Origin of the sequence: Marinobacter sp. (assembly GCF_048266785.1) — a bacterium.
GTDB lineage: Bacteria > Pseudomonadota > Gammaproteobacteria > Pseudomonadales > Oleiphilaceae > Marinobacter.
Genome location: NZ_JBLWYX010000028.1, coordinates 1 through 26,598, shown reverse-complemented (window position 1 = coordinate 26,598; position 26,598 = coordinate 1). Strand labels below are relative to the sequence as shown.

Genomic DNA, 26,598 nt, shown 5'->3' with positions numbered 1-26,598 from the left:
GAACAGGATCGCCGCCAAGTTTGCTGTAGACGTAACGGCTAAAACTTATACAGCTCGCTCCAAGCACCCTGCCACTCGGGCGGCGCGGAGTTAACTAAGTAGAGATGGCTAAGCATGTAGAACCGATAGCGGAGGACTGGCGGACGGGGGTTCAAATCCCCCCGGCTCCACCAATTTGACAAGAAACCCGTCTAGAACGAGGGTTTCAGCGAAGGAAGGGTTTGGTAGATCGCACAAAGTCCATTTGGGACTTAAAAGAGGCGCTCTACCATGTCCAACTCACGCAAACAGCAACATCTTATCACCTCGCCCAACGGGGTGTTTCAGTATTACCTCACTTTGCCGGCACACCTGAGCAGCGATCCACGCTTGCCCGCTCAGGTTCGCTGGTCTCTCGGGCGCGACGCATCCGTCGCACGCACCCTCGCCCAACTGCTCGATGCCGAGCTCTCCTTAATACTCAAACCCGGCGCAACCCTGATTACGCCAGAACTGGTACGTGAGCGGCTCAAGCAGGCTAAAGCCTGGCTAAAACGCACACTGGATAACGCAGCCAACCCCTGGGGCCCCCTTCCCGAGCCCAGCCAGCTCGGCAAGCAAGACCTGACTGCAGCCAAACAGAAACTGGCAGAAGCTAGCGCCGAACAGACCACCCTTTATAGCGCCAAGCCCGGCGGTGAACTGATTTTGTCGATTACACCCAGTGATGCCCTCCAGTCAGCACTGGGCCTTCGCTTTCACCGCCTGGACTGGCCCCTCGGCACATCAGAGCAAGAAAGAGCCCAAGACGCCGCCGTCTACGCATTCGCCGCTATAACCCATCTGGAGCAGCACACCCCCGACGCCGCCTTACAGCACCCCGCCACATTCAACGCGCTCGCACTGCATGAGTACCTTCGTAATGCCAGACCAGACGGTGGCGCTCATGTTGCCGACATCCCGCCCGACCTGCCCGGCTCGCTCGCGGCATATCGCATTCACAGCACACTCACATCACTGAGCTGGCCCAAGCCCCGCTATTCAGCTTTTGTCAGCCGACAGCTGGAGTCCGGGCTCTACACCCTTGAGCTCGCGTCATGCACACTCAAAGACAAGCATCCAATCCTGGCTAGCCGAGGATTTTCGCTCACCCTGCCGACCACCTCCGCGATCATAGCCACGCTCCTAAACGAGCGCTTGACCTCAGCCGTCGAGAGCACTCTTCAAATTCATCTGCGCCGCGCCCCAACAGACGCGTCGCTCGAGCAAGCGAGGCAGGAGCTTGAAGCCCTGACCCGTGGTTTTCTGGGCAGCATGTTGGAGCAATCCCCACTACCAAGCCTACCCAACGCCAGACCACTGACTGACAGCAACCCAGCCCCAGTCGATCCAGCGAAACACGCCCTGGCAACAGCACTCGCAGCATTACTGCCAGAAGACCAGCGCGGCCAGCTTGAGGCGCTGATCAGCAACACCAAAGTCACCGTCATCGATAGCAAAGCGGAACAGCTCAACGGCATCACGTTCGGTGAGCTAGCGAAACGCTTCCAGCAAGCCCAGATCGACGAGGGTGCCTGGACACACGTTAAAACCACACCACAGCGAATAGCGCGCCTCAAAATCATCGTCGAGCTCATTGGCGCACACCGTCGGCTGAAGACACTGCGCCGCACAGACTTCCTGACACTACGCCACCTACTACGGTTTCTGCCGTACGGCGCCCCTCAGCTTGCAGCTCGAGAGCGAATATCAATCAAGCAGCTCATTATCGAAAGGACAGCACCGGCGATCAATCCGCGTACAGCCAAATCGTACTTTGAGCTCGCCAAATCACTCATTCGGTACGCGCAAGACCAAGAGCTGATTGAGCACGACATCACCGCCAACCTGACATTCAAAACCCGCAACGCACCCCCACCACGACGGCGCACCTATACCCACGAGATGCTCACCAAGCTAGTCAAAGGGCCAGTCCATACCGCCTCACAACTACCCTCATGGCGCATGGACGAGTACAAGTTCTGGCTGCCACTGCTTGGCCTCTACACCGGAGCACGCCTAGGGGAGCTTTGCCAGTTGCAGCTGCGCGACGTTCGATGCAGCAACAATATCTGGCTGATCAATATCGACAACAGCGACGGCAAGCGAATCAAAAACACCCAGTCGATACGACAGGTTCCGCTGCACGAGGAGCTCATCAAATTGGGGTTTCTAGACTTCGTCAGCCAACAGAAGAAAAAAGCGCCCCATACTGACGCCCCGCTCTTCGACTCACACCGGCAGTACTCCCAAGTACCCGTGAGCCACGTTGCCAGCAGATGGTTCGGCAGCTACGTGCAGCAGTGCGATCTTGCCCAGGAGAAGGCGACTTTTCACGGCCTGCGGCACACCTTCATCCAGCAATTTCGCATGCAACGTCTGGATATACTGATCGCCAAGGCGCTTGTAGGGCACGTCGATACCAGCACGACCGGCGGCTATGGCGACATCTATCCGCTACACGTACTGAAGGAGGAAATCGACCAGCTCGACTTCAGCCTCGACCTAACGCACGTCTCCTACGCCCGATACCAGTCCCTGCGGGCAGCGCAAGCCGGTAAGCAGATAGGTAGACCCGCCAAGTAACCCACCAAGCTGACTGGCCGCACAGCACACCATGGGGTGCTGTGCGTCCAATTTTTTTTGAAAAAAATATAGTTACAGCACAAATAAATAACAGGCATAAAAGACAAGATCACCGCACCACGTCAAAAAATCTCAAAAACCCCAAAAACAAATAACAACCCCAATAAAAACAACTATTAAATTGACAAACGGTCAATTTTCAACCTGATATACAACAAAATAAAAACAAGAAAAAACGGTCGAATTAGCAAATTCTTAATATTTACCTATAAAGAATATGGCAATAGTATTGCGCCATAACCACGAATAAGGGCATGGCATGACTGCGACAGTTTCAGCAAAAAAATTGGTACCACTACTCGAGGGATTTGAGCTTCAGTACGACCCCAAGTACGAAAAGTTCTACCCGACCCTGCTGAAACAACTGCTTCCGGTCACACAGCTGCTGCAACAACTAGATTGCTCACCAACTGTCCATTCGTACTTCGATGAGGTGTGCCAACGGTTCATCGACGCAAATAACTACTCAGTAAAAGGCCGCAACATGCTTATCGCCCGTATGGGCAAGCTGAAAAAGGTGGTAAGCGACAACGATCCCAAGCGACGGATGGCCGAGCTTTCGCCACAGGACATTGCAAGAGTAAAACGCGCCCTGCCCAACGCGCTGGTGAAGCAAAAGCGCTCGAAAAGCCAGGGCGAAAGCATCCAGACTTACTACCAGCTGTTTAATCGAGTAATGGCAGAGGCATTCAACGATCACTTCATCTCGACCCAGCTAAAACTGAGCAACCCGAGAACGAAGAAGGCTGATAACACTAAACCGTTCAGCACTGACGAGATTTGCTCCCTGTTGCAGGGCTGGCCATATCAGACGCATACCGACGAACAGGCGCAGGCCCTCAAATTCGACGCCCAATCGTCCAGGTTCTGGCTGCTTCCCCTTGGTTTTTTTACTGGGGCGCGGCTAAACGAGCTGTGCCAACTGAGGGCACACGATATACGTCCGGACGGACACGGCATTCACGTCATCAGCATTAACGATGATGGCTATAACAAGAGCCTCAAGAATGAGCAGTCACGGAGGGAAATCCCGATTTGCAACGCCCTAGTCGATATGGGCTTTCTGGAGTTTGTGCAAGAACGTCGAGATCAGGCCGGCAGCACAGCTCAACTATTCGCGGAGCTATCATTCTCAAGCGAACACCTCTATTCCAGGGTTGCCAGCCGTTTTTTTTGCGGCAACGCGACCGGAAAGGGCTACATCGGCGCACATTGTGAACGCGCCACAGAGGGCTCTCTCAATTTTAAAAGCTGTCGCCGAAGCTTCGCTCAACGGCTTCAGGCCTCAGGGGTAACCGACAGCCTAATCTCGCACCTGTTAGGGCACAGGAGCAGTGCCCATGAGGTAACACAGAGGCACTATCTGGACACCCCTCTCAGTGCGTCTCTCAAGGCGGCGATGGAACAGGGCCTACAATATGGCGTTCCGCTATCGCACTTGAAGTGGGCAAACTACAAGCCACTCATGGCGGCACAGCGCGGACGAAAAAAGCGCGGACGACAGCCAAAAGCAGCCTGAGGCGGATACCACACTTTGCCGCTCATATCCGGCCCGAGCCGGCTACCAAATTTGATGTCAAACAAAGCCAGGCAGCGCGCTGCCAGAGCGCGTACCCACGGTACGTGCTCATGCGCGCGAGTACGTGCGCACACACCATACCCGCGCTTCGGGTATGGGGGCGCAGTGGCGGCATGGTGTTGGCGAGGGCATCACGAACAACGGTGAGGTGAGGCCCAGCCAATGCCATGCCGACATGATTTTTCGCTCCGACCAGGAGCGAAAAAACAAGCGCCCCTTCGCGAAGCGGCTGCTTTTGACATCAAAAAAATAACAATAACTATAAGGATGCCAACATGCTGAAGAGCACCGAAGAACGATACCGAAAGCTTGCAAGAAACTTCTACATAACGAGAATGCCAGGCACACAACTCTCAACAAGCGCGATATGCGAAGCATTGACGGGATGTGCAGCAGACTATAGACCCGGATACTTCAGAGTCCTGAAAAATGCACTGTCATTCGACGTTCGTGAACGTGGCTACTCAGAAGCAGCCAAGCGGATCCTGCTAACGCCTAATCCAACCACCTTGCCTGGCAGCACCATCCTTCCTAAAGCGAAACTTCACGCGGTTAAAGCCCTGAGCGAGGACGATATTGCCGCACTTCTGCATCACCTAGGAAAAACACGGCACTACGACGTTTTTGCTGCCGTTACGCTAGCTTGGCTGCTCGGCGTCCGGCCCAGCGAGATGCACTCGATTCAGGTCATGCGTGGGAGGTTCCATATTATTGGAGCCAAAAAGGACGACCAAGGCATCAGGGGTGCCGACCGAGATATTACGTTCCCACACCAAACAGATTATGAGCTTGCGGCTAAAGCAGTAGAACTGTATCAAAACTCACACCGCAGCGCTGCGGCAATCAGGGATACTCTGCGAGAACAATGCAGGCAGCTTTGGCCCAGACGTAAAGTACAGCCAACGCTAAGAAGCTTACGGCACCAGATGGGCTCCAACCTCAAAGCCTCTGGCATCGACCCTAGGCTCATGGCCTACATCATGGGCCATCGGTCTACGCGATCGATTGAGCGATACGGAGACAGGCGTACGGCAACAAAGCGCCGTTTCTCCTTGCCTGAGGCAGCATCCAATGCAGACCTTTCGAAAGTTAGAATCAGCAGGAAAAGTAAACCAGCGTGGTATTCGGCAGAACCTGCGGCTAAGGGCGTAAGCCCCAAAAATACGCACCAACAGACTAAGCCTCGCACTGTTTAACAAAAATCTGCACGGCGCCAGGGACGCGGCGCCGGTGCATCAAGCAACGTGCCACATGCCGCATGCTTCGCATACCGACTCCCAAAAGCGGAAAAAAGCAGCGCAAAGCGACATCCGGTTCGAGGTCGTAAAGCCCTCCCCCTGACAATAGCCAGCTGCTAGGTAAGTACTTAATCTGTCCATACTGAATTAACGTAAAACGTCCGCTCTCGGCCAAAAGAGGACGTTCACTTAGGCCGAATTTTTGAGTTAATGAGGCATCTACGAAGCTAGGGACGATTCAGGTTGGCGCTCCGCCACCCAAAGCTAGCGCTTCCTCGCCGACGGCGGGGAGTCCTACAGTGTCCGGCTCGATTACCACAGCTCTTGGAAGCTGGGCCCATCGGACATTGGTGGTTGAGAGGGTCGACCAATTTGGATGGTCACTGGAATCGGAAAATCTACCCCCACCATTGCAACTTCACCCTGCTTTAGGTTTGGCAGGAATGCAGCCGCTGAACGATCAATCTCCCCACATGCACGCTCGACAACTTCTCTATCTCGATCATTGGTTAATCGATGCACTAGAAGAGTGCCTATCTGGCTCAATACACCTTCGGTAATGTCCCTAGGCCGTTGAGTTGCTAGGCAGATGTTCAATCCGTACTTACGGCCCTCCTTGGCAATCAGCTCAAATGCATCGAGATTCTGAACGTCGTCCTCGTTTCCGAGGGTCTTGCCAAGGAAGTTATGAGCTTCATCGAGAATCACTACCAATGGGCTTCGGCGGAACGCTTCACTTCTGGCACGCTGCAGGAGCAGCCGTCCTATCGCATTGGCAATTACTTCCCGTGCATTGAATTCATAACCGATGGAGCTCAGGCAAATCCTGAACAGACGTTCATCACCCTCCAAGAAAGCATCAAGGTTATCAACAATACTCGGCAGGTCGGCTGCAGGGCTAAAAACGCAGCTGAGTGAACGGGAGCTCATCACACTCATAATCCGGGTCATGAGCGAGGAACAGTACGAAAGCTCATTGCTCGCTCCCCCCCAGCGATCCATTTTTTCTGCGCCGGCATCCGGAAAGCAGCATTCTTGGACAACCTGCTGAACGAGGTGCCTAGGCTCGAATGGTTGGCTGGGGTTACCGACCAAGCTAGCGTTGTTGTCGCGTTTCATCGCCTCTCGGTAGGTTTTTTTTGATTGGCTGACCTTGTGCACAATTCCCCTAGGGAACAGATCTGGTGCAAGTGCCGCTAGCCGTAAGCTTTTAATCGCTTCCCTAAGCTTTGGCCCTTGGGTCTTTCCTGAAGGCTGGAACAAGGCAATAAAGTCGGTTTCCGCAAAGCTTGTGGGAGGGATGGAGACTTCGAACGACTCTGCGCTTCGATGTATAGGTTCACCCAGGTGGCAATGAACAGTGTCGGCCCCATTCAGCGATCGATACTCTCCAGTAGCATCGATCAATACTAGCTTGCATGAGAATTTTCGGCATTCTTGGATCAACTTCGATGTTGTCCAGCTCTTGCCGCCACCTGTCGAGCCCAAAACTGCGCAATGTCGGCCGAATAACTTCTCTGGGGTGACCGCGATTGGGAACCCGTTATCACCCGCAACATGTCCTAGATCCAGAGTGACGCGTGGCGCTTCTGCGTCTACTCCTGCAGAAGTCAACACCGGGATTTGGGATATGAACTCACCAGGAGCGGAATAGACTCGATCACCTAGCCGAGGATAAGAGCTGACTCCGGCTGTGACCTTAAGGGTGTGAGGGTTTACCGAGCCTAATAGGCGAATGAACCCAATAGCGTCGATCTGACGAATTCCTGCAAAATCTTGAGAGATTTCAGTTCGATCGCGGTCAGGAAGATTGACTTCCGTGATACGTCCAAGGAGCACTGTCTGCTGGCCCTCGATCAAGACAAGCTCGCCGACTTCACCTTTGCCATAGCGATTTTTGCCTAGATAGTGCCCGCTTACCTCGCCCGCATGGGCGAGGTTTGTTTTGATGAGTTGAGCGCTGACACTAGATACCACCCCTATTTTCAGGGTGCTGGCCAAAATTCCGTCCAGTGCCATCGATTATGCCCCTCCCTTTATATGTCTCACGGCGTTTGCTAGCTGCTCTGCAGGCGAGGCGGTACGCAGATGCGGGATGTGGCTGACCATGTCACCGAATGAGCCGCTGACGAAATGGATATCGAAGCCGTCCATCGCAAGGTCATGGAATTTTCCCCAATAGGGGCTTGAACCATGTTGGCCGCTATTATCTAGATGAATGATGCCCTGGAAATCACAAAGGATGAGTTTGAGGCTTGGGTTGGACTGAATCGCGGAGTAGATGGGCTCGGAGAGGTGATCATCGTTGAAGCCGAAACCAGCAATAATTAAACAGCTATTGGGCTGTCGCAAAAACTCCAAAAACCTTGATAGGAGCTCAAGGTGTGGCTGTAGGAATGCTTGCTGATATTTTCCCTTTGCCGGATAGATCAAACAGGCATTTTCTGGGGTTGGGGCGCCATGCTCGTAAATTTCTGTACCTTCACGACTCCAGCTTACGGAGCCATGAAGCTTCAGGAGGTGGTAAATACCCTCTGTAAATTCGTGGCTGTCCGCCTCCCGTCGCACGATGTCATATGTAAAGTGCTTTCCATCGAATCTGCGCTTTCGGGTGTACGAGAAGCCATCAATGGTAACCATCCCTAGCTCGGACGCAGCGGTTTCAAAGCACATGTCGTAGTTAGTAGTGAAAACCCTTAGCCGAGGATCTCTAACCCTGCGCCTCGCCAACTTCTGCAACAGATTCCTGTGCGCTGAGATGTCGGAATTACCGCTATCCATAAACTCCGAGCAGGCCTGAAGAATCAAGGCTTTCACATCGTTAACAAATGCGCTGACCCCCGCGTCGCTGTTGAACGCCAAGTAGGCGTCGCACTGGGACAAAAAGTGCTCGATGTTTGGGTTGTCTCTCTCAAGATAACGAACGGTATCTGCGACTTGGGCAGCACTTTCGGAGAGCCTGTCTTGCCCCTCTGGGCACATCGCTCGTCGCCAAAGCTCCCACATGCTCGGGCCGCCGACAGCGCCAAGCGAAGTACCGCTTCCCGCAAAGAACCCTAGGTTCGGGATTTGAAGTGCGGACGCGAACATGGCCGAAAGCGCGGCTTTATTGGCACGCACTTTTTCATCATCAACTTCGTCTGCGGAGTTCAGCGCCGTGAAGGCCTCCTCAGTCAACGGCAGCCACTCGACGGCGCCTGGCGAGAGGTAAGCCTGTTGCCCCTTAAGTTTATCGTGGAGTGGGACTACTTCGTCTGTCATGACACGATCCTTTGTCTATAGCTAGCCGCAACTATCCGAGTCGAGCGATAAGCCTAAGGGGCTGAAGGTGGGGACGCTGTATTGGAAGAGTCCGTGCGCAACATAGTGCCATCATGCAATCACTAGTGGAAGCTGCCTTGCATGACATGCACCGGCGCTGAGGTGGCGGAATTTGGGAGCCAGACGGGTGCGGTCCCTATTGTCTCGAGCTTCGTCACAGTGACCATCAACCTACTTCCGAGTCAGGCAATACAGCCCGCTGTGCGGGGCAGTGCAGGATCGGGGTTAAAGGCTGCTTTCTTCTAGCGGCCGCTTTTGGCCGTTCAGGGGCTGTCGCATCAGGCAGCACACAGCCAGAGACGGACGGTCAATAGGCATAGGAAAACCGGTGCGATTCACTATTTATATAAAAGTGAAAGAGGATTATTGCCCTAGCCCAAAGGAGGAGGCTAACTCAACTGAGATTTGTGCTAGCCTATAGAGGCTTTGGGTACAGACCCAAAGGTGCATCACAAGCTGTCAAGCCCCAGTGTGACATCCCAGGTGTAACCACCCAAGATGACCAGCAGTGCGGCCAGCAGTCCTCGGATACTTATCTTCATAGGTACTCCAATTGTGACGCTGACATTATACGTCGATCCTAGCAATAGCGGCGAAATCGGAGTGACCAACACCGATTGGATGATGTGAGGAACATTTGGGTTCATCCGGCTAGGCGGCTGAGGATTGCCGCCATCCTATGCCTAGCCGGTTAGCTCGAACAAGGATGTACTCTGATGCCAGAAAATTGGTACAAGTCTCGGGGCTATCTGCACTTTGACCGCCCGATTAACCAGGCTGCCGCACGAAAAATAGTCTCAGATCCCAAGGCTGTTGCGCAGCATGCCTTTTATCCTTTCATTCGCTATGTCGTCCAAACACAGAAAGTGTTTTTCGATAAAAGCATTGGAACGGTTGTTAAAAAGCCCCCTAAGAAGCGACCAATTTCCTATGCGGCGCATGTCGACAGCCATATTTATTCGTACTACTGCGAGCGACTGAACCAGGCCTATGAGGATCACCTAGCGACAGCGCGCTGGTCCTCGGCCGTTCTGGCGTTCAGAGCTCTTGGCAAGAGTAATATCGAATATGCACGGGATGCATTTCTGGATATCGCAGAGCGAGAGTCCTGTTGTGTCATCGCCATCGACATCAAGGGCTTCTTCGACAACCTAGACCATGCGCACCTGAAAAATTCTTGGCAAGCCCTTCTAAGCACCCAACAATTGCCTGATGATCACTACGCGGTCTATCGGTCCCTCACTAGATACTCGTTCGTCTGCAGGGACCAAGCGTACGAAAGTTTGGGGCTATCAAAGAACAACCCTAAGCAAGGTCGTAAGCGAATTTGCGAGCCCCATGAATTCCGCGCCAAGGTTCGGGATGGCGGTTTGATCGAAACTAACAAGGACAAAAAAGGTATTCCTCAAGGCTCACCTATCAGCGCCCTGTTGTCCAATGTGTACATGATGGGCTTCGATGAGGAGATTCACACTTATGTTCAAACCTGCGGCGGCGCCTACTACCGGTATTGCGATGACGTCCTGTTGGTAGTCCCATTGAAGGAAGAGACAGACGCCAAGGCGTTTATCGAGTGCCGTGTCGATGCTATTGGATTGGAGATTCAGGCAACCAAGACAGAGATCTGCAAATTCACACGTTCGGCCAAGGGGCTAAGAACGAATCGTCCTCTTCAATACCTGGGCTTCGTCTTTGATGGTGCCAACATTTACTTGCGGTCATCTTCATTAGCTCGCTATCAGGATCGTGTAAACAGAGGCATCTGGCTGGCAGAGAAATGCATGAAAAAGGTGAATGCCAAGCGGGTGGCCAGAGGGCAATTACCTCGCTCGATGTTTCTGAAGAAACTGTACAAGCAGTACTCCTACCTGGGCCGGAGGAACTTCATCTCATACGGTTATAGGGCCGCCAAGATCATGGAGTCCTCTTCAATCAAAAAGCAACTTAAGCCTCAATGGAACAAGCTTCGCGAGCGTATTGCCGATGCTCAAAACGAATGACGGGGTTATAAAATTGACTAAGCGAGCCACTGCGATGAGATTTGACTATGTCGCGAACTATCAATTACCTCCGTCTGCGTAGTTGCTTCCACGTCTCAGCAAATTTACAGGCTGATACCCTGTTTAATCTGGCTATCCACCAGCGTCTGCTTTTGGCCGAGAGCGGTCGTTTCACGGTGACTCAGTATGCACAGATCAAGTGTTCGCCTGGCAGAAGACCGTTGTCAGGGGCCACACGGCCTCTAATCGGATTATGATTCGGGTGCAGCTGCCTTCCAGCAACCTGAAGAAACACGCATAGCCACGAATTTATTCGTGCTCTATCTTAAGCGCTTGGACGTGCTCGCCTAGAGTACCGAGCGCGTCCCAGCCCTCTGCGTCTAAGCGCTCCTTGTAAGCGATAACGTCGTTGTACCGGACGTGACGGTGCGTGCCGGCCTTGTGGTACGGGATGTTCCCGCGCTCCAGCAGCTGCACTCGGAACGGTCGCGAGACGTTGAGCAAATCCGCTGCCTCCTGAGCCGTCACTCTGCGTGGATTGGGGTTACACAGACCGCAGAACATTTAGCGGTTTCGGACAAGGTATTGACGAGCAACCGCAGCGCAGATAGCGGGAGAAGAACTGGATAGGCGACACCGTTATCATCGGAAGGTATCAATCCGCTGACTTTCCGGGCGCGTTTGCAAAAAGGCCGGCAGCACCCAACTGCTCTACCGTGCGATGGCAACTTCTTCGGTCGTAGGAGAGGGGTGGACGCGGGAGAGAACGATCATGAAAGCCTCCTGGAAATCTCTAGCAAGACCCGGCTTAGTTCAGTACCGTAACTTGGCCAGAGTCAGGTGAAGGCTTGAGCAGTAAACGCTCTGCTTCCCTAGGGTCCACTAGACACCTCTTGATTCAGTAATTCAGCTTGATTTTACATCTGTGAAATCAAGCTGAATCAAAGGTTCTGATGACAAAAAATCGCTTTATCCCGTAATCATCGCAACGGTTTGTGGGTGTGCAAGCTTCCGCAGGCCATCTCCCAACAGGACATAGTTGGTATTCAACGTGCGAAACACGAATTCATCGGTGAACGCATGCAGCGCCGTAGTCCGCACAAAATCACCAACGTCCCAGCGTCGCAACGAGTCGTACACAACCGTGTGGGCAAACAGAATAGCGGGCTGTAGCTGCATAGTAGCCAGATAATCTCGCTGCTCTTCTGGCCCATCCAGGTCTACCCAAATCCAATTACGAACCAAGCAGAAGGGAGTGCCGTTGAAGGTCGCACGGCCATACTCCAGCGCCTCATCATTTGTCATCGCACTCCCAGACATAGGCTCGCCCGGGCCATGCAACAGTGCTTCAATTTTTCTTATTAGATCCACTACCGTATCTCCGCACATCAGATTCTCGTTGCACGGTGCTGACGAACCTCGAAAGAAAGCACTACAGCACCTCTTATCCTGAGCCAAGCCGACTCAAGAGCTGCAAGCACTACTTCACGACTGGGCTTATTTTTATGACTGGGCTTTTTCTTCTTCGCAGTTCGCTACGCAGCAGACGCTTCATCTCCAAAACGCCATCGCTTCCCAGCTCCCGATGTGGCAAATCAGCCTCGGCAACAAGCCTGTCACACCAGGCTCCAAGTCCCTCGTATCCCGGATCTGTGCAGCGTTCACAATGATCTTTCAACGCGCGGAACAAATGGTTCAGATACAGCGCCTCGTCCAAATCCGGGTCTTCAAGCACATCCGTCACTTGGTCCAACAACTCACTCGCCGAGTACAGTCGCTTCACAGTCTTGTCACGGGGATCAATAGGATTCAGCTCGAATACCTCGGCGATTACCGATATCGCGCACGCCTCCCTGGCACTGCGTTCCGGCTGAATAAGCCTCACCTCCCACTCGACGATCTCTTCAACCAGCTCTCTGAAACCCACCTCTTGATGCTCAGGCATTGACGCCTCCTATTCGTTATATTTTAATCTGAATATCTGAATATCAGTTATTCATAAAACTGAAAGGTAGATATAGAGTGACCGCCTGTCAAGGATCCAGGTGCAACTCATGGGTAGCTCGATTTACAGGAACGAACATTTGGTGCTACTGCGTCTGCTCAGGCAATACCGGACGGAGTCAGGAATGACTCAGGGTGAATTCGCTAAGGCTCTAAACCGCCCACAATCCTTCGTGAGCGATATGGAGCGTGGCTCGCGCCGACTTGACCTGATCCAACTGAGGGATATTTGCGAAGTGTTTAACATCAGCCTGCTGGACTTTATCAGCCGCTTCGAAGCAGAGCTGGCAGCCCTGGAGCAGTAGGCCATTGTTCACCAAGGCAGCGCGAAGGCTCGATTGAGCGACGCGCATCGGTCCACCATCACTCTACGTTGATACCCAACCCTTGCGGGGGAGCTTGGGGCTATGACCAGGAAATCAGAGCAATGCCTCCTAACCTGCGTGTGCATCTCAGACACGCACGGGCTCCATCAGTCTCTTCCGCCACTGCCAGACTGTGATGTTCTTATTCACGCCGGCGACTGCCTCGGCTCCGGCAGCGTGAAATCCCTTGAAGCCTTCGCTAAATGGTTTGAAGCGCAGCCGCATCGACACAAGTTGTTGGTTGCTGGCAACCATGACGAGGCACTTGAAAAGCACCCAGACCTCATCCCCAAGTTACTCCCAAGCACCCACTACCTTCAGGACAGTGGGGTCGAAATCAATGGAGTAAAATTCTGGGGATCGCCGTGGACACCCCGCTTTCACAACGGCGCATTCATGCTGGATCGAGGGAGTTCTTTGAGGTCACGGTGGGCTCTGGTTCCCGACAACACGGATGTGCTCATCACACACGGGCCGCCATACCTCAGCGGTGATAGAGTCAACGATGGAATGCTCACCATCAACGTAGGGTGCGAGGAACTGTACTACCGCACCCGTGATCTGCCCCTGCAGATTCATGTGTTCGGGCACATACATGAGGGGTATGGGATGTACCGTCGGGGCCGGCACTTACTCATTAATGCGTGCACCTGTACAGAGCACTACGAGCCAACCAACGAGCCTGTTGTGTTCGTTGTCAGCCCGATTTTTCCTTAGGGTAGGAGATGAGCTTGGTCACCGCCACGATCACGTCAAAAGGACAAATTACGATCCCCCCCCAAGTGAGGGAGTCTCTCGGCCTTGCCGCGGGTGATCGCGTCGAGTTCGTCGAGCTGGGGAAAGGACAGTTCGCCATCATGGCTTCTACGCATTCGGTGCAAGATCTGAAGGGGTTGATCCGTAAGCCTGCAAAGCCAGTGAACATTGAAGAAATGCATGCTGCAATTACAAGCCAGGGTGCGGCATCAAAATGACCGGGGGCGCTACTGAGGAACTGCTTCGTTATGTATCTCAAGAGACGCCTTGAGCAGGCATCAAGCGCGACCGCGATGATTAAGGCACTGGACTGGCCCCTATAAAACCGGACACGGACACCCCGTTAAATTGCTGTCTCAGCCAACCGCCTGAACTCCCGAGGTGATCGGTATTTCAGGGCGCTATGTGGGTGTTCTTCGTTGTAGTGCTCAAAAGCGATAGCCAGGTTACGTAAGGCTGTCGTTCTGTCTGGTTTGGGCATGTGGCTGATGTAGTCCCGTTTCATGGTCTTCACGAAGCTCTCAGCCATGCCGTTGCTCTGCGGGCTGCACACAGGTGTTGTCAGCGGTAGCAAACCTATCTGCCGGGCAAAGGTACGAGTCTGGCTCGCAGTGTAAGCCGAACCGTTATCACTGAGCCATTGCACCGGCGCCTTTGGAAGCGCATCGCCGAAGCGTTGTTCAACGGCCCCCAACATCACGTCTCGAACATCGTCGCTGCTATAGCCATTGGGGCTTGCAACCCAGCTGATGGCCTCGCGATCACAGCAGTCCAGTGCGAAGGTTACCCGCAGCTTGTCACCGTCTTCGCAGCGAAACTCGAAGCCATCTGAGCACCAGCGCGTGTTGCTGGCTTCCCCACTGCAACCCTGCCTTCGTGGCGCCGAGCTACTCCCGGTTGTTTGCGCCGACGCTCCAGTAACAGGGAATGGTCACGCATGACTCGATAAACCCGCTTCACATTGATCGGTGGCAGCGCCTGCTACTCTCGCTGCCGACGCAGCAATGCCCAGACACGGCGGTAATCATAGCTCGGTAAGGTGCTCACGGTAAGCTTGATCTGCTCAACTAGAACATCATCGTTGAGCACTTGACGACGGCGAGGCCGGGCTTCTTGAGCACGCTGTTTGAATCGGGCCGTTAACTGTGAGCGCGCCACACCGAGACTTTCACTGACCGCTTTCACTGGTCGTCCCCCGGCAACAAGGGTGAGTGCGCAATCCATTTTCGCGAGCGACCAATCTCCACCGCTTCGCGCAGGATCTCTGCCTCCATGGTCTTCTTGCCCAGCATTCGCTGCAGTTCGCGGATCTGCTTGAGGGCATCCGCCAGCTCCGAGGCTGGCACGACGGTTTGACCTGAGCTAACTGCAGGCAGGCTGCCGTCTTGATAGAGCTTGCGCCAATGGAACAGCTGGTTGGGGTTAATGCCGTTGCGCCGAGCCACCACCGAGACACTTTGTCCCGACTCTAAGCTCTCGCGCACCATGGCGAGCTTTTCCTCGGTGCTCCAGCGGCGACGCCGCTCCTGGCCGAGGATTTCAATGGTTTTATCTTTGCTGGTAGTCATAAACACAGTCGTTTGCCTATCCCTTATGGTAAGGGGGAAACCGTGTCCTGTCTTTCAGGGGGCTCGTTCAGGCACCGACCCCAAGAGTCGCCAAGCGTTATCTCGATGGTTTCGGTAATAACTCTGGCTTAGGTGGGGTTCTACCCCGCTAACACGGACACTTTCAAGTAGACTCGTGTGAAGTCATAGAAGTGTTCATGTCCAAGCGCAAACAATATAGCCCGGAGTTCAAACGGGAGGCCGTAGAGCTGGCCCGTCGTTCAGGTACCAGCTGTCGTCAGATAGCTCAAGAGATCGGTGTGGCGCCAAGCTTGCTAAATCGCTGGGTGCGTGAGGCGCAAGCAGGTGAGAGGCCTTTTCCCGGCACAGGCAACCCGCGAGATGAAGAAGTTGCTCGCCTCAAGCGCGAGCTGGCCCGAGTGACGAAGGAACGTGATTTTTTAAAAGACGCGGCAGCGTACTTTGCCAGGGAATCATCGAACGGTACTCGGTGATCCAGCGCTGCCGCAACGAGTATCCAGTCCGACTGATGTGCCGTTGTTTGAAGGTGTCTGCCAGTGGCTATTACGACTGGCAAGATCGTGAGCCAAGTCCACGCGCTCAGGATAATGCGCGCCTGATAAAGCGTATTCCTGAGATCCATGAGGATAGCCGCGGTGCAATAGGTGCGCCTCGCATGCATGAGGATCTCCTATTCGAAGGTGAAACCGCCAGCCTGAACCGAGTTGCTCGTTTGATGGCCGCAGAGCAAATTCAAGGTTGGCCGCGCAGGAAGAGACGTGGCTTTGGCCGGGTAACATCTGGCCGCCCAGCAGGTGTGGAAAATCTACTGGAACGCGACTTCAATGCCTTGGAGCCGGAGCGCAAATGGGTCACGGATATCACGGAGATAGCCACTCTGGAGGGCAAGCTTTTCCTGTGTGTAGTGCTGGATCTGTACAGCAAGCTAGTGATTGGCTGGTCGATGCATCATCGCCAAGACAGGCAGATGGTCATCCGGGCAGTGGAAATGGCGATTTGGCAGCGTCAGGGCAACTGGTCGGTCTTCTGCATTCTGACAGGGGAAGCCAATTTACCAGCGCCGACTATCAGCGCTTTCTGGGCAGAAATACGCTGGTTTTCAGTATGAGTGCCGTTGGCCATTGTGGCGACAACGCGGCTTGCGAAGGCTTCTTCGGCCAACTCAAGCGGGAGCGTGTTGCTCATCAATCGTATCGGACTCTTGATGAAGCGCGAGCGGATCTGTTCGACTACATTGAGCGGTTCCATAATCCTAGGATGCGTCGTAGAGTTGCCCAACAAGATCTGAAGTTTTCGCCCCTTTTAAAACCGTCCGTGGAAGTGGGGTAGAACCCCGTACCCATAGCAGTTGCAGGCGGGCAAGCGCCTCTCGGTCTGAGATAACACCCCTGAAATGATCACTGACAATGTCGTAAAACGCATGACGCGGTGAGGCTGGGTTTGCGCCGGTCATCGCCAAGGACTCAACCAACGCACCTCGCATACCTCCCATCCGAACATCGTTAATAGACTTCTGACCACAAGCAGAAAAGCTGTCGGTGGGCACGTCGACGCGGGCGGGCGTTGCCCCCTTGAGCACATTCAGCTCACCTTGCAGGTCTTTGCTCATCAGCGTGCTGGCAAAGGCAGTGCGTGCCCCTATCGACTGCTCGGGGGTGTTGAAGAACACAATGAGGTCGCTGCTAAATACCACCATGCCCTGAGTGTCGGGGAATCGCTGACACTCAAAATCCCGTCCTTGCTCCTGCCCATAGTGCATAAACTCGGCCATTGCCCAGCCTCCCTGGACCTGCAGTAGCGCCTGGCCCGTGCGGACCAGTTCACTTGCCTGACTCCAGCCGATTGCTGGATCCAAAGTACCTGCGTAGGGACGCAGCTCGCTCATCCTGGCAAATACCTTTTCAAGTAGGACCAGGTCGGAGCGACTAGGAGCAAGATCCATGAAAACACGCCGATAGAATTCAGGACCGCCTAGACCCGCGCAAACCGACTCGAACAGGATCAGGTGCTGGCCAGCAGAACCGCCTATCGCCAGGGGCACCACGCCTGCGGCGCGAGCCTTGTCCAACGCAAGAATCAGATCGTCCCAGGTATCGAGCTCCGGAACATCAAGCTCACGCATCAGCGCCCTGTTCAACCAGATCCAGTTGGTTGAATGAAGGTTCACGGGAACCGCAAACCAGTGCTCTTGATAACGTGCCTGCGCCTGCACTGCAGCTGGAACAACCTCTGCCCAAGCTTCAGTCTCAGCCAACTCATCCAGCTCAAGCAGCAAGCCCTCTGCAGCCAACTGCTGGACATCGCTCGATATCACCAGTGCAGCATCGGGCGGGCTGTTGTCGGCCAATTGCCGGCGCAGCTCCTGACGATAGCCAGCGAAGCTGGATTGTTGCTCACGCGCGACATCACGCCACTGCAAACCTGCGGCCTCAGCATGGCGTTGCAGCACCATCAGCGAATCACGCTCAGCAGCAGTGACCAACCAATGATAAAGCTTGAACGAGTCCTCAGCCTGCGCGCAGCCAACCATGCACGCTAGCCCAACGGCAGCCAATACCCTGCGTTTACTCACCGGCGTTCATGCCCCCTTCGTCAAACAAGGGGGCATGATGCCCGCATGCAGCTGGGTGCCACAAGCCACACTGAAACACTAGGCCAGCAGCCTACCGGTCGACTACTCGACCAGTACGCCCTGCGCCACTTCCAGTACCACGGTCTGAGAGGACACTGTTGCAGTGTAGACATCGTAACCACTGACACCGGCACCGGCATCAAGCGTCCAACTGCTACCCGTATCCAGCTCAACACTATCTACACCTCCCGCATCCCCATCAATACGCAGAGTATTGCGAGCGTCCGTCATATCGAAGACATCCTCGGCACTCAGGCTACTGATGCTGTTCTCGCCACGGCCGCTCAGATCGATCGTCTCGATATTGCGCGCCAGACTACCCAGCTCGTTGCCGCTAACCGACTCGTCAAAGCGCAACTGGATGGTGTCCTCACCGGTACGGCCGTTGATCAACGAGCCGGTCCACAGCAGTTGATCATCGCCCGTTGTGCCGAACTGCGTCGAAATGTTGGTGGTGATCGGTGCCCAAGCAGCCGCGTCATCGTGGGTCCACTCCGACGCATCACCATTCTCGCTTTCGACCGTACGGCCTCGCACCTCGACATTGCCAAGGGCATCGGCGCTCTGCACAAAACCGAGGCCGTCGATCTGTTCCTGGGTAAGACCTTCGATAGTGTAAACACCGTCTGCGTAAGTGACGTTGGAGTCGCCACTGATCAGAACATCATCCAGGTAGAACGCCGCATGCTCGCCCATCCCCTTGAACTGCAGCGTGATGGTCTCAAGCGAGGAGTCATCAGGGCCGGCTTGGGCAATGTCGCTCATTTCTGTGTTCAGGTTTAGCCGAATAATATCGCCCTCGGTGCCGAAGCTCGGCGTCGGGTTCAAACCCAGCCCCTCAGCGACCGCCTCAACCGTCAGCGAGAACTCCCTTTCAGTCGCGGCAACCTGGCTCAGCGCCGATTCCTGGCTGTTAACTATCAAGCGCAGTTCATCCAGCGTACCGCTCCAGTGAGCCGGGGGCATGATACCGATATACGCAGGCAGCTCACCCTCACCCAGCAACCAGGTATTGCTGCCATCAGCACCAGCACCGGCGTTGCTACCCAGGCTGGCCAAAGTCGCGTCCGCCGCACTACTGCCAACATAGACGAGGAACCCGTTTGGCAGGCCATTAAGCAGGATGGTCCCCACACTCTCGGAGCCATCCGCATCCACCAGGCCGCCATCAGTGACCTGCAGCTGGATAACATTGGACTTGTCACCCAGCGCCTGAGCAAAGGTGTTCTCGCTGCCGGAGGTATCTGCCACGGTGAAGTCATAACCGCTGTTCACCGGCTCAATAGTGGCCGTTGCAGTCGTCGTGGTTGTTTTGACCAAGCTCGAATCCAGCTCCTGGCCACGAGCAACCACGCCAAGGCCGATGGACCCGCTGACGTATTGATTCACAGGTGTATAACGCAGGTTCGCACTGTTTCCAGTGCCAGAAACATCCAGCACATAGTAACTGCCATCCGGCACGCCCTCGACGCCGGACACAGCAGATTGAGTAAGCGGATTGCCCAAGTCGTCCTGCAACACACCACCCTGCATATCTACCGGCTCGTCGAGCGTGACGTAGAGCAGGCCGTCAATCAGCGTCCAGTTGGGATCATCTGCGGCGTTAGATAGATCAATGCTGATTTCCAGGTCATTGCCTTCCGCAACAGCGGGTGCGGTTATCACAATGTCAGCATCGTCGGTGACCGGAACCACCGTCTGCTGCATGGTTATCTCGGCTTCGGCACGATCCCCCGACGGGATATAGGTGGTCAGCTCCGCGTTGTAAACAAAATCGCCATCGTGCTTATTCCAGTCTGCAGGTGGTGTCACGGTAATGCTGTTGAGCAATGTCTGCAGCTCTGCATCACCGCCCACACCGGAGGCAGTCCACACCTGCTGGCCGTCAATTACCGTCAGGCGCATGCCACTGACCGTCGTTCCGGCAGGCAAATCAGTCAGGGTCACCGTAAAGCCATTGTCCGTAATGCCATTTTCGATCTCAGCATTGATACCTTGATCGAGGGTAAAGGCGGTGTCCTCGGTGGGCTCAAAGTCGCTCTGCTCCCATTGCAGAATCTCGGCCGGCGGAGTTGCCTCGCCTTCAGCAAAGGTCGTGCTCAAACTGATAGTGGTGCTATCGGTTAGCTGCTGGCCGTTGGCACTGTCCTCGGTAATGACTGTGACCTGAATCGGATGATTCTCCAAGCCACCTGCACGCGCCTGAACCTTAAGCGTGACGCTCGGCGTCAGCTCGCCACCGAAAGCGGTCTCCGGCACCAGCATCCACTGACCGCCACCCAGGTACTCAGCACCCTCAACGATGACGCCATCCGGCACATTGTCCAGAATGATGCGGTTCAGTTGCTCACTACCGTCGTAGTCCCCGCCCTGGTTGGCAACATTCAGCGCAACAACCACGTCGCCCGGTGCCGCCAGACTGGAGATTTCCCCTCCGGTAACCGTCAGCACGGGCTGGTCGGTAACCGGGTTGACCGTGATGCTGTAGGAGTCGTCGATAGCACTCTGAACATCGCTCACCGTGCCATCTGCCGCCGGGTCGGTAATCAGATAACGGACGTCGATTTCAGCAGAGCCGCTCCAGTTCTCGCGCCCTTGGGCGTGGATACTGTTGAGCGCATCGCCAGACAGTTTGTACCAACCGTCCTCCAGCGTAATCCCCGGCAGACCGTCAGTCACAGCTTGCGCCAAGGAGACACCGCTCGCACCGTAAGTCAGCGTAAAGTCAGTGGCACCGTCCACATCCGATGCGCTCAACCACACCGCATCCAGCTGCTCATCGGTATCTCCGTTCTGATGTTGAATACCGAATGACAGTGCTGTACTGACATCCTCATCAATGGAGGCGGACAGGTTAATAGTCGCTTCCGGTGACGGCTGAACCCGCAGACTGACCGCGTGAAGCTCAGTCAGTGAGTCACCATCATCCTCGGTCGTTACCGAATAAAAGTTGAACGATGCAGTACCGTTAAAGTTGGCCGGCGTGAGCAGCTTCGCAGTCTGCAGCTGCGCCTCGGTCAGCGACCAGACACCGTCCCCAATCAGAGTGCCGCCCTGCAAAGAGAACCCTTCTGGCAGATTGCTCACGCGGAAGCTCAGTACCTCGGAGCCGTCATCATCTGTCAGCGCCGCACTGGTGATCAGCTCATTGAGAGCAACACCGCCATTGGCATCGACGGTACTCTCTTCGAACGTCTGATCAGCCGGGTCAACAATCGTCAGTTGCGCCTCATCGGCGACACCCCGTGGAGAAATCAGGATGTCCAGGCTGTAGGCAGAGGATTCACTGACATAGGGTGAGCCCGGGTCGCCTGTAACGTCCAGCGTATCTACCGACACAGTGTCAACCGTGAGGGTGAAGGGCTCGTTACTGTCCTCAGGCGCCTGGATCGTCATGCCCGCCCCCAAATCGGGGTCGAAGCCATCAATGCTGAGCGACCAGGTATCGCCAGACGACACGATAGTGAAACCTGCCGGCAGTCCGGTAGCGTCTGCGGTGAGTGTTACGCCGTCATAGACCAGTGTCGCGCCATCCGGAATGGCCGAAATGGTGACGTTGAAGGTTTCCGACGGGTCGGAGCTGCTGGGACGAATCGACAGCGGCATAACCTCGTCTTCGTTACCTCGCACGTGCGCTGTCACTGTGGTTGTCGCCGTATCAGCAACCGGTTTTATCAACACATTGGTCAGCACAGCAGAGCCGCTGATCGCCTCGTCATAGCTCAGCGCCGCCAACTGCGCCGGTGTGAGGTCGTTGACCGTATTGCCGGCCCCCAGATCATCCTCATCGTAGTCACGGGTCAGCGCCTGCACATCAATTGAGAAGGAGCCCGAGAAGTTAGGCGCAGCCTTGAACTGCAAGGTATCCAGATACTCAACCGGCACCTCGATGGGCTCGCCACCGTAGGTCTGAGTGACCCAACTAGTGCCGCCATCAGTCGAGTAGCGGAAGCTGGAGCCCAGGGCGTCAGCCGCAGAACCGTCGCCTGCCACCAGATTAGGCGTCAGCAGCGCGAAGGTTTTCTCGCTGGCGCTATCCTCATTGCTCCACCCATCGGACAGGGTGAAGCCAGGCTCCGCACCAAGGGAGAACCACGCATCCTCTTCACCAGAGGTTGTGTAATCGTGACCGGGGGTCAGGGTTACGTCGTTACCACCCACGCCGTTGGTATCGGTGTCGGTGGTTTCAGCCACAGGTGTCACCTCTACCTCAAGGTCAATATCAGTAAAGACCTGGGTCGTCGGTCCAACAGCACCATCGTTACTGTTGTCGCGGACCTCTACATCCAGTTTCAGCGTGGTGTCCAGGCTGCTGTGACCCGGCGCCTGGATGGTGTACGACAGATAATCTCCATTGGCTACATCAGACGGATCAATCTGCAACTCGCCTGCAGTCGGTGTCAGCGTATTACCCAAGTGATCCTGGACCGTCCAGCCTGCAGGAATGTCCTTGACGGTAATAGCGATCAGCTCCTCAGAGCCATCTGTATCGCCGGGCTGCACATTCGCCAGGAACGCCACGGCAGTGTCTTCAGCAGTGCTCACACCTTCAACCACCGGCGCATCTGGCACCGGATCAACCTGCAGGTTTAGTGTCACGGAATCCTGCACGACCGCTGGCGTGGCCGCAGGCGAATCGCTGTCGCGGTCCTGCGCCTTCAGCGTTACGGTAACCGCCACCGCATCGCCGCTATAGTCGGCAGGCGGAGTGATGTCCATCTGAGGCAGTCCAGTAGACGAGGTGGATAGCCCCGGAGCAGGAACGCGAACCACTGGATTACCCACAGTAACTTCGATATCCCCGCCCGCGGTCGTCACAGTAGAACCTACCGGCAGGCCGGCAATCTCGAACCAGCGCTCCTCGCTGCCATCCAGATCAGGCGAGGTGTTACCGTCGTTATCGGGATACTCGACCTTCAGCGCTGCCGCCAGGTCATAAGTGCTGTCTTCATTGATCGTCAGCGCCCGGGTATCGGTATCGTCATCAAAGGTAAGTGATACCGGGTCGGTAACCGCGTCAACGTTGACAGCTACGCTGGTTGTGGACTCTGCCCCGTCAACCCCCGGAACCCGCGTGCCCGTACCATCTACCTCGTAGCTGGTGACTGCCACATCGACAGTAAAGTTCTCGTGCGCATCGGCAGCAGGCAGGACCTTGAGTGCCTCGAACTGGGCCGAGCTGATAACCAACGTACCTGCCGGCGGGCTGGCCAGCAGATCGCTCAGATGAGGCCCGTCGCTGAGCAGGATGCTGATATCGCCGCCACTGGACACAACCAGTTCGGCATCAGCGTTGAGGCCGTCCAGCAGTGCGGCACCGTCCGGTATGCCGGACAGCGTAATCAACCCAAGCAGCTCGGGATCGTCGCCGGTGGCAGCAAGATTCTGATCGTTATCGTCGCTAACCTCTGGCGTATTGAGCCCCAGGCCAATGGCCACATCTTCATCGGTAGACACCGCGGCCGCATCCACCGTCAATTCGGGTGCGTCAGCCACCGGGTTGACGGTCGCTGTAACCCTGATAGTTTGCTGCGCGCCGTTATCCTCAGTGACCGTGACGTAGAACTCGTCTGAGCCACCATAGTTGCTGTAATCCGGGTTTGGCGTGTAGGTGAGACGCCCGTCGTCATGGACAGTGACGGTGCCGTGCCCAACGTCATAGTCCTTGCCCTCAGGGCCATCGGTACCGACGATTGGAGCACCACCATTGGTGGTGCTGATGCTGGTGTTGTCCTGCGTCGCATCAGCTGACGTCGTGAAAGGACCCTCAGAGCCATCTTCATCAACCTCAATGGCGATATCACTGCGTGGCTCGTCGTCCTTCACATCAACCCGGAAGGTGCCGGAAACACTGTCGTCATCGCCGTCCAGCGCATCGTAGCTGAAGGTCAACTCGTGATCCTGCGTGGGGCTTCTGTGCAGCATCGCGCCCTTGAGCTCGAAGCTGTATTTCGCCTGACCGCTGCCATCAACAGTCAGCGTGACTGTGAATATCTCCTGGCCGCCACGGGTACCGGTGAGCACACTGGTACCCGTACCGGTAACACTGATATCCGTGTTACCGCTGGCGTCCAGCCAGTTACGCAGTGCTGTCTGCTCATCAGAGAACACCAGCGCGCCTTGACCGTCGGCGCCAAAATCGACATCCAGATCAGCCTCAGCCGTGGTGCTCAAGGCAGGGTCACCATCGCCGCTGCCGGTGGTTAACCAGGCTTCGTCGACCGCACCAGCCGCTGGCGCTGCCCCAATGCTTGGGCCATCATCCCGGAAGCTCAAGCGTCCGCCGATGTCGACCGAGTCAGAAGCAACGTCGCCATCGCCGTCCGTCGCGGTGGCCGTCAGCAGCAGACTGCCATCGGGCAGAGCTACCACATCGTCCGGATCACTTGAATTGGCGTGCTGGACAGACCTGCTCTGAGTGAGCGTGACCTCACCGCTGGCATCAACCGCAACGGTAAACACCACATCGCCGTCAGCGTTTTGACCTTCAATCACACCCGCGTTGTCTACCAGGCTGATGTCCTGGCCAGTCAGCGTGTCCACCAACCCTGTCGCCGCAGCATCGACCTCCAGGGTAAAGACCAGTCCATCTCCGTTATCGCCGTCAGCGCCAAAGTCGTGACTAAACGCCCCGGAGAAGTCCGCCGAATCGGCAACACCCATGCTGGTTTCATCTACCTGCAATTGAGCCAGGGCATTACCGGTCAAGGTGACGCTGGGCACGTCGTCAACGATGGTGATGGTCACCGTGTTGGTGACCGTATTACCGTATTGATCAACCGCCACATAGCTGAAGCTGTCGGTTTCCTGAACACCATCCACATCGGTCGTTTCGCTGCTCAGGGTATAGTTGTAGCTACCGTCGGCATTGATTGTCAGCGTGCCAACGCTACTGCTCTGAGTTCCCACACTACTTGGCGCAACTGTCCAGCCGCTGTCCAGGTTCAGGGTACCTTCAGCAACCTCACGGTCTGAGGTCGGGTCGGTTCCATCGCTCAGCCCTGCCTCATCAACACTGTCGGTGGTGTTGCGCGGCGTACCGGTCACGTCATTGACGTTGATAGTCAACGTGGCGGTGGTCTCGTCGCCATCGGCATCGCGGACGGTGTAGGTGAACACATCTACCGCATCAGCGGTGACCGCGTTGGCGGTGGACACGTAGGTGTAGCTGCCATCCGCGTTAAGGGTCAGCGTGCCGTAGAGCCCATTGATCACAGTGGCAACACCCGTTGCGTTGGTAGTGCCGGTATCGCCCGCTGCAACGCCCACTACAGCGCCGGTGCCGTTCCAGCCGTCAGCGCCGGCGTTGTCGTTACCGAGCACACCGTCGGCTGCGCTCACTGACAAGGAGTCACCCTCAGTGACCGTACCTTGATCATTTACCGCACGGGGCTGGTCGTCGACTATCGTGATCACCAGGTTGCTCGCCGGCAACGAGTCATTGTCCTGATCGGTGATCACCACAGGGAAACTGGCCGAGGTGTCATCGCCTGCAGTCGTTGCCTCCAGCGTATAGCTGTAATGGATAACACCTTCGCCGGTGGCCGCGTCGTACTCGTAGCGAGCAGTGAGGCTGCCGTCAGGGCCAGTGGTCGCAAAGACCTGATCAACAGTAGTAAGGGCGTTGCCGCCCAAGCTGACTGACAGCACCCCGTCGGCTGACGTGAACTCGATAGTGCCACTGGTGGTCGCCCGGTCAGGAATGCTGTCAGACCCACCAGGCAGGCCCGCCTCATACACAGTAGTAGAGGCACCACCGGCGGACGGAACGTCGGCGGCGGGTGCTGCATCGGCGATGTTGATGGTCAGTTCGGCATTTGCCGTATCCCCGTCGCCATCAGTGATGGTGTATGTGAATACATCCTGCACGCCACCAGGGGTGCCTGCAGCGCGTTGATAGCTGTAGCTGCCATCCGAGTGGATAGTCAGCTTGCCGTACTCGCCATCAATTACCAGATTACCCGCGCCCGGTACATTGGTCTCGCTGGCGTCATCTTCATGGCCAACGCCGGTAACCCGGGCACCGTCAGCGCCCTGCGTATCGTTGTCCAGGACATTGCCGTCAAGCACCAGCTGGAACTCACCGGATGCGACATTAGCGCTATCGTTCAGCGCAGTCGGTACATCATCGATCACTTCGATGGTCAGACTGCCGTTGGCGGTGGCGTTGCCCGCATCGGTGACGCTCAGCGGTATGCTCAGCTGCACGTCGTCGTTACCCGCACTGCTGTGCGTGCGCTCACCGCTCAGGGTGTAGGTGTACGTCAGGGTGCCTGCAGTCGGCACGCCGCCGACGCTGCTGCTGGCGGTAAAGCCGGTCAGCACCAAAGTGCCGCCTTCAACGCTGATGGCCGCAGACGGACTGCCGGCGCTGAGTGCCTGCAACTGGCTCAGGGTGAAGCCCTGACCGCCGACGATAACGCTGGCCAGACCATCGGCTGCGCTGATCC

Annotated in this window: 14 protein-coding genes, 1 other RNA gene and 2 pseudogenes; 9 read left to right on the top strand and 8 right to left on the bottom strand. The window is 55.7% G+C overall.

The features are described from left to right. The 4 genes from ssrA to ACN0V1_RS20335 form a co-directional block, all read left to right on the top strand. Window positions 1-173, top strand: a transfer-messenger RNA (tmRNA) gene (gene ssrA / locus ACN0V1_RS20350); the annotation flags it as partial. A 97-nt stretch (window positions 174-270) separates the two neighbouring features. Beyond that, entirely contained in the window at window positions 271-2,604 is a 2,334-nt protein-coding gene (locus tag ACN0V1_RS20345; RefSeq protein WP_417546716.1) for a site-specific integrase, read from the top strand. A 319-nt stretch (window positions 2,605-2,923) separates the two neighbouring features. Continuing rightward, a complete protein-coding gene (locus tag ACN0V1_RS20340) occupies window positions 2,924-4,183 on the top strand; it encodes a tyrosine-type recombinase/integrase (protein ID WP_417546715.1) in 1,260 nt (419 codons plus the stop codon). Window positions 4,184-4,518: 335 nt separating this feature from the next. Beyond that, on the top strand, window positions 4,519-5,439 hold the full coding sequence (locus ACN0V1_RS20335) for a site-specific integrase (protein WP_417546714.1): 921 nt from the start codon (window positions 4,519-4,521) through the stop codon (window positions 5,437-5,439). Window positions 5,440-5,793: 354 nt separating this feature from the next. Here ACN0V1_RS20335 and ACN0V1_RS20330 read toward each other — a convergent pair whose 3' ends face one another. Both ACN0V1_RS20330 and ACN0V1_RS20325 read right to left on the bottom strand, forming a co-directional pair. Then, a complete protein-coding gene (locus ACN0V1_RS20330) occupies window positions 5,794-7,500 on the bottom strand; it encodes an ATP-binding protein (protein WP_417546713.1) in 1,707 nt (568 codons plus the stop codon). A 3-nt stretch (window positions 7,501-7,503) separates the two neighbouring features. Further along, the gene (locus ACN0V1_RS20325) at window positions 7,504-8,742 is read right to left on the bottom strand and encodes an SIR2 family protein (RefSeq protein WP_417546712.1); all 1,239 of its coding nucleotides are present in this window, start codon (window positions 8,740-8,742) and stop codon (window positions 7,504-7,506) included. 776 nt (window positions 8,743-9,518) lie between these two features. Here ACN0V1_RS20325 and drt2 point away from each other — a divergent pair. After that, window positions 9,519-10,802 carry an antiviral reverse transcriptase Drt2 gene (gene drt2, locus ACN0V1_RS20320; protein ID WP_417546711.1) on the top strand — a complete coding sequence of 428 codons (1,284 nt, stop codon included), beginning with the start codon at window positions 9,519-9,521 and terminating at the stop codon, window positions 10,800-10,802. Between the two features lie 309 nt (window positions 10,803-11,111). Here the strand turns inward: drt2 and ACN0V1_RS20315 are convergent, their stop codons facing one another. From ACN0V1_RS20315 to ACN0V1_RS20305, 3 genes are all read right to left on the bottom strand, one after another. Next, a complete protein-coding gene (locus tag ACN0V1_RS20315; RefSeq protein ID WP_417546710.1) occupies window positions 11,112-11,366 on the bottom strand; it encodes an excisionase family DNA-binding protein in 255 nt (84 codons plus the stop codon). A 405-nt stretch (window positions 11,367-11,771) separates the two neighbouring features. After that, window positions 11,772-12,173, bottom strand: coding sequence for a DUF6957 family protein (locus ACN0V1_RS20310; RefSeq protein WP_417546709.1), 402 nt, complete (start codon window positions 12,171-12,173; stop codon window positions 11,772-11,774). A gap of 109 nt (window positions 12,174-12,282) precedes the next feature. Further along, a complete protein-coding gene (locus ACN0V1_RS20305; protein ID WP_417546708.1) occupies window positions 12,283-12,747 on the bottom strand; it encodes a hypothetical protein in 465 nt (154 codons plus the stop codon). A gap of 109 nt (window positions 12,748-12,856) precedes the next feature. Here ACN0V1_RS20305 and ACN0V1_RS20300 point away from each other — a divergent pair, with 109 nt between their 5' ends. The 3 genes from ACN0V1_RS20300 to ACN0V1_RS20290 all read left to right on the top strand — a co-directional run bounded on the left by ACN0V1_RS20300 (window position 12,857) and on the right by ACN0V1_RS20290 (window position 14,145). Further along, entirely contained in the window at window positions 12,857-13,111 is a 255-nt protein-coding gene (locus ACN0V1_RS20300) for a helix-turn-helix domain-containing protein (protein WP_285677223.1), read from the top strand. A gap of 102 nt (window positions 13,112-13,213) precedes the next feature. Beyond that, complete coding sequence (locus ACN0V1_RS20295; RefSeq protein WP_417546707.1) at window positions 13,214-13,888, top strand: metallophosphatase domain-containing protein; 675 nt, start codon at window positions 13,214-13,216, stop codon at window positions 13,886-13,888. A 14-nt stretch (window positions 13,889-13,902) separates the two neighbouring features. Continuing rightward, window positions 13,903-14,145 carry an AbrB/MazE/SpoVT family DNA-binding domain-containing protein gene (locus ACN0V1_RS20290; RefSeq protein ID WP_417546706.1) on the top strand — a complete coding sequence of 81 codons (243 nt, stop codon included), beginning with the start codon at window positions 13,903-13,905 and terminating at the stop codon, window positions 14,143-14,145. A gap of 125 nt (window positions 14,146-14,270) precedes the next feature. On the opposite strand, the pseudogene ACN0V1_RS20285 reads toward ACN0V1_RS20290, so the two are convergent. Next, a pseudogene (locus ACN0V1_RS20285) lies at window positions 14,271-15,471 on the bottom strand (IS3 family transposase). A gap of 221 nt (window positions 15,472-15,692) precedes the next feature. On the opposite strand from ACN0V1_RS20285, the pseudogene ACN0V1_RS20280 reads away from it, so the two are divergent. Next, window positions 15,693-16,845 (top strand): annotated as a pseudogene (locus ACN0V1_RS20280) (IS3 family transposase). Here the strand turns inward: ACN0V1_RS20280 and ACN0V1_RS20275 are convergent. Together ACN0V1_RS20275 and ACN0V1_RS20270 are read right to left on the bottom strand one after the other, a co-directional pair. After that, complete coding sequence (locus tag ACN0V1_RS20275; protein ID WP_417546705.1) at window positions 16,769-18,088, bottom strand: extracellular solute-binding protein; 1,320 nt, start codon at window positions 18,086-18,088, stop codon at window positions 16,769-16,771. The pseudogene ACN0V1_RS20280 and the gene ACN0V1_RS20275 overlap by 77 nt on opposite strands. 102 nt (window positions 18,089-18,190) lie before the next feature. Further along, entirely contained in the window at window positions 18,191-26,533 is an 8,343-nt protein-coding gene (locus ACN0V1_RS20270) for a DUF5801 repeats-in-toxin domain-containing protein (RefSeq protein WP_417546704.1), read from the bottom strand. Between the last annotated feature and the right edge of the window lie 65 nt (window positions 26,534-26,598).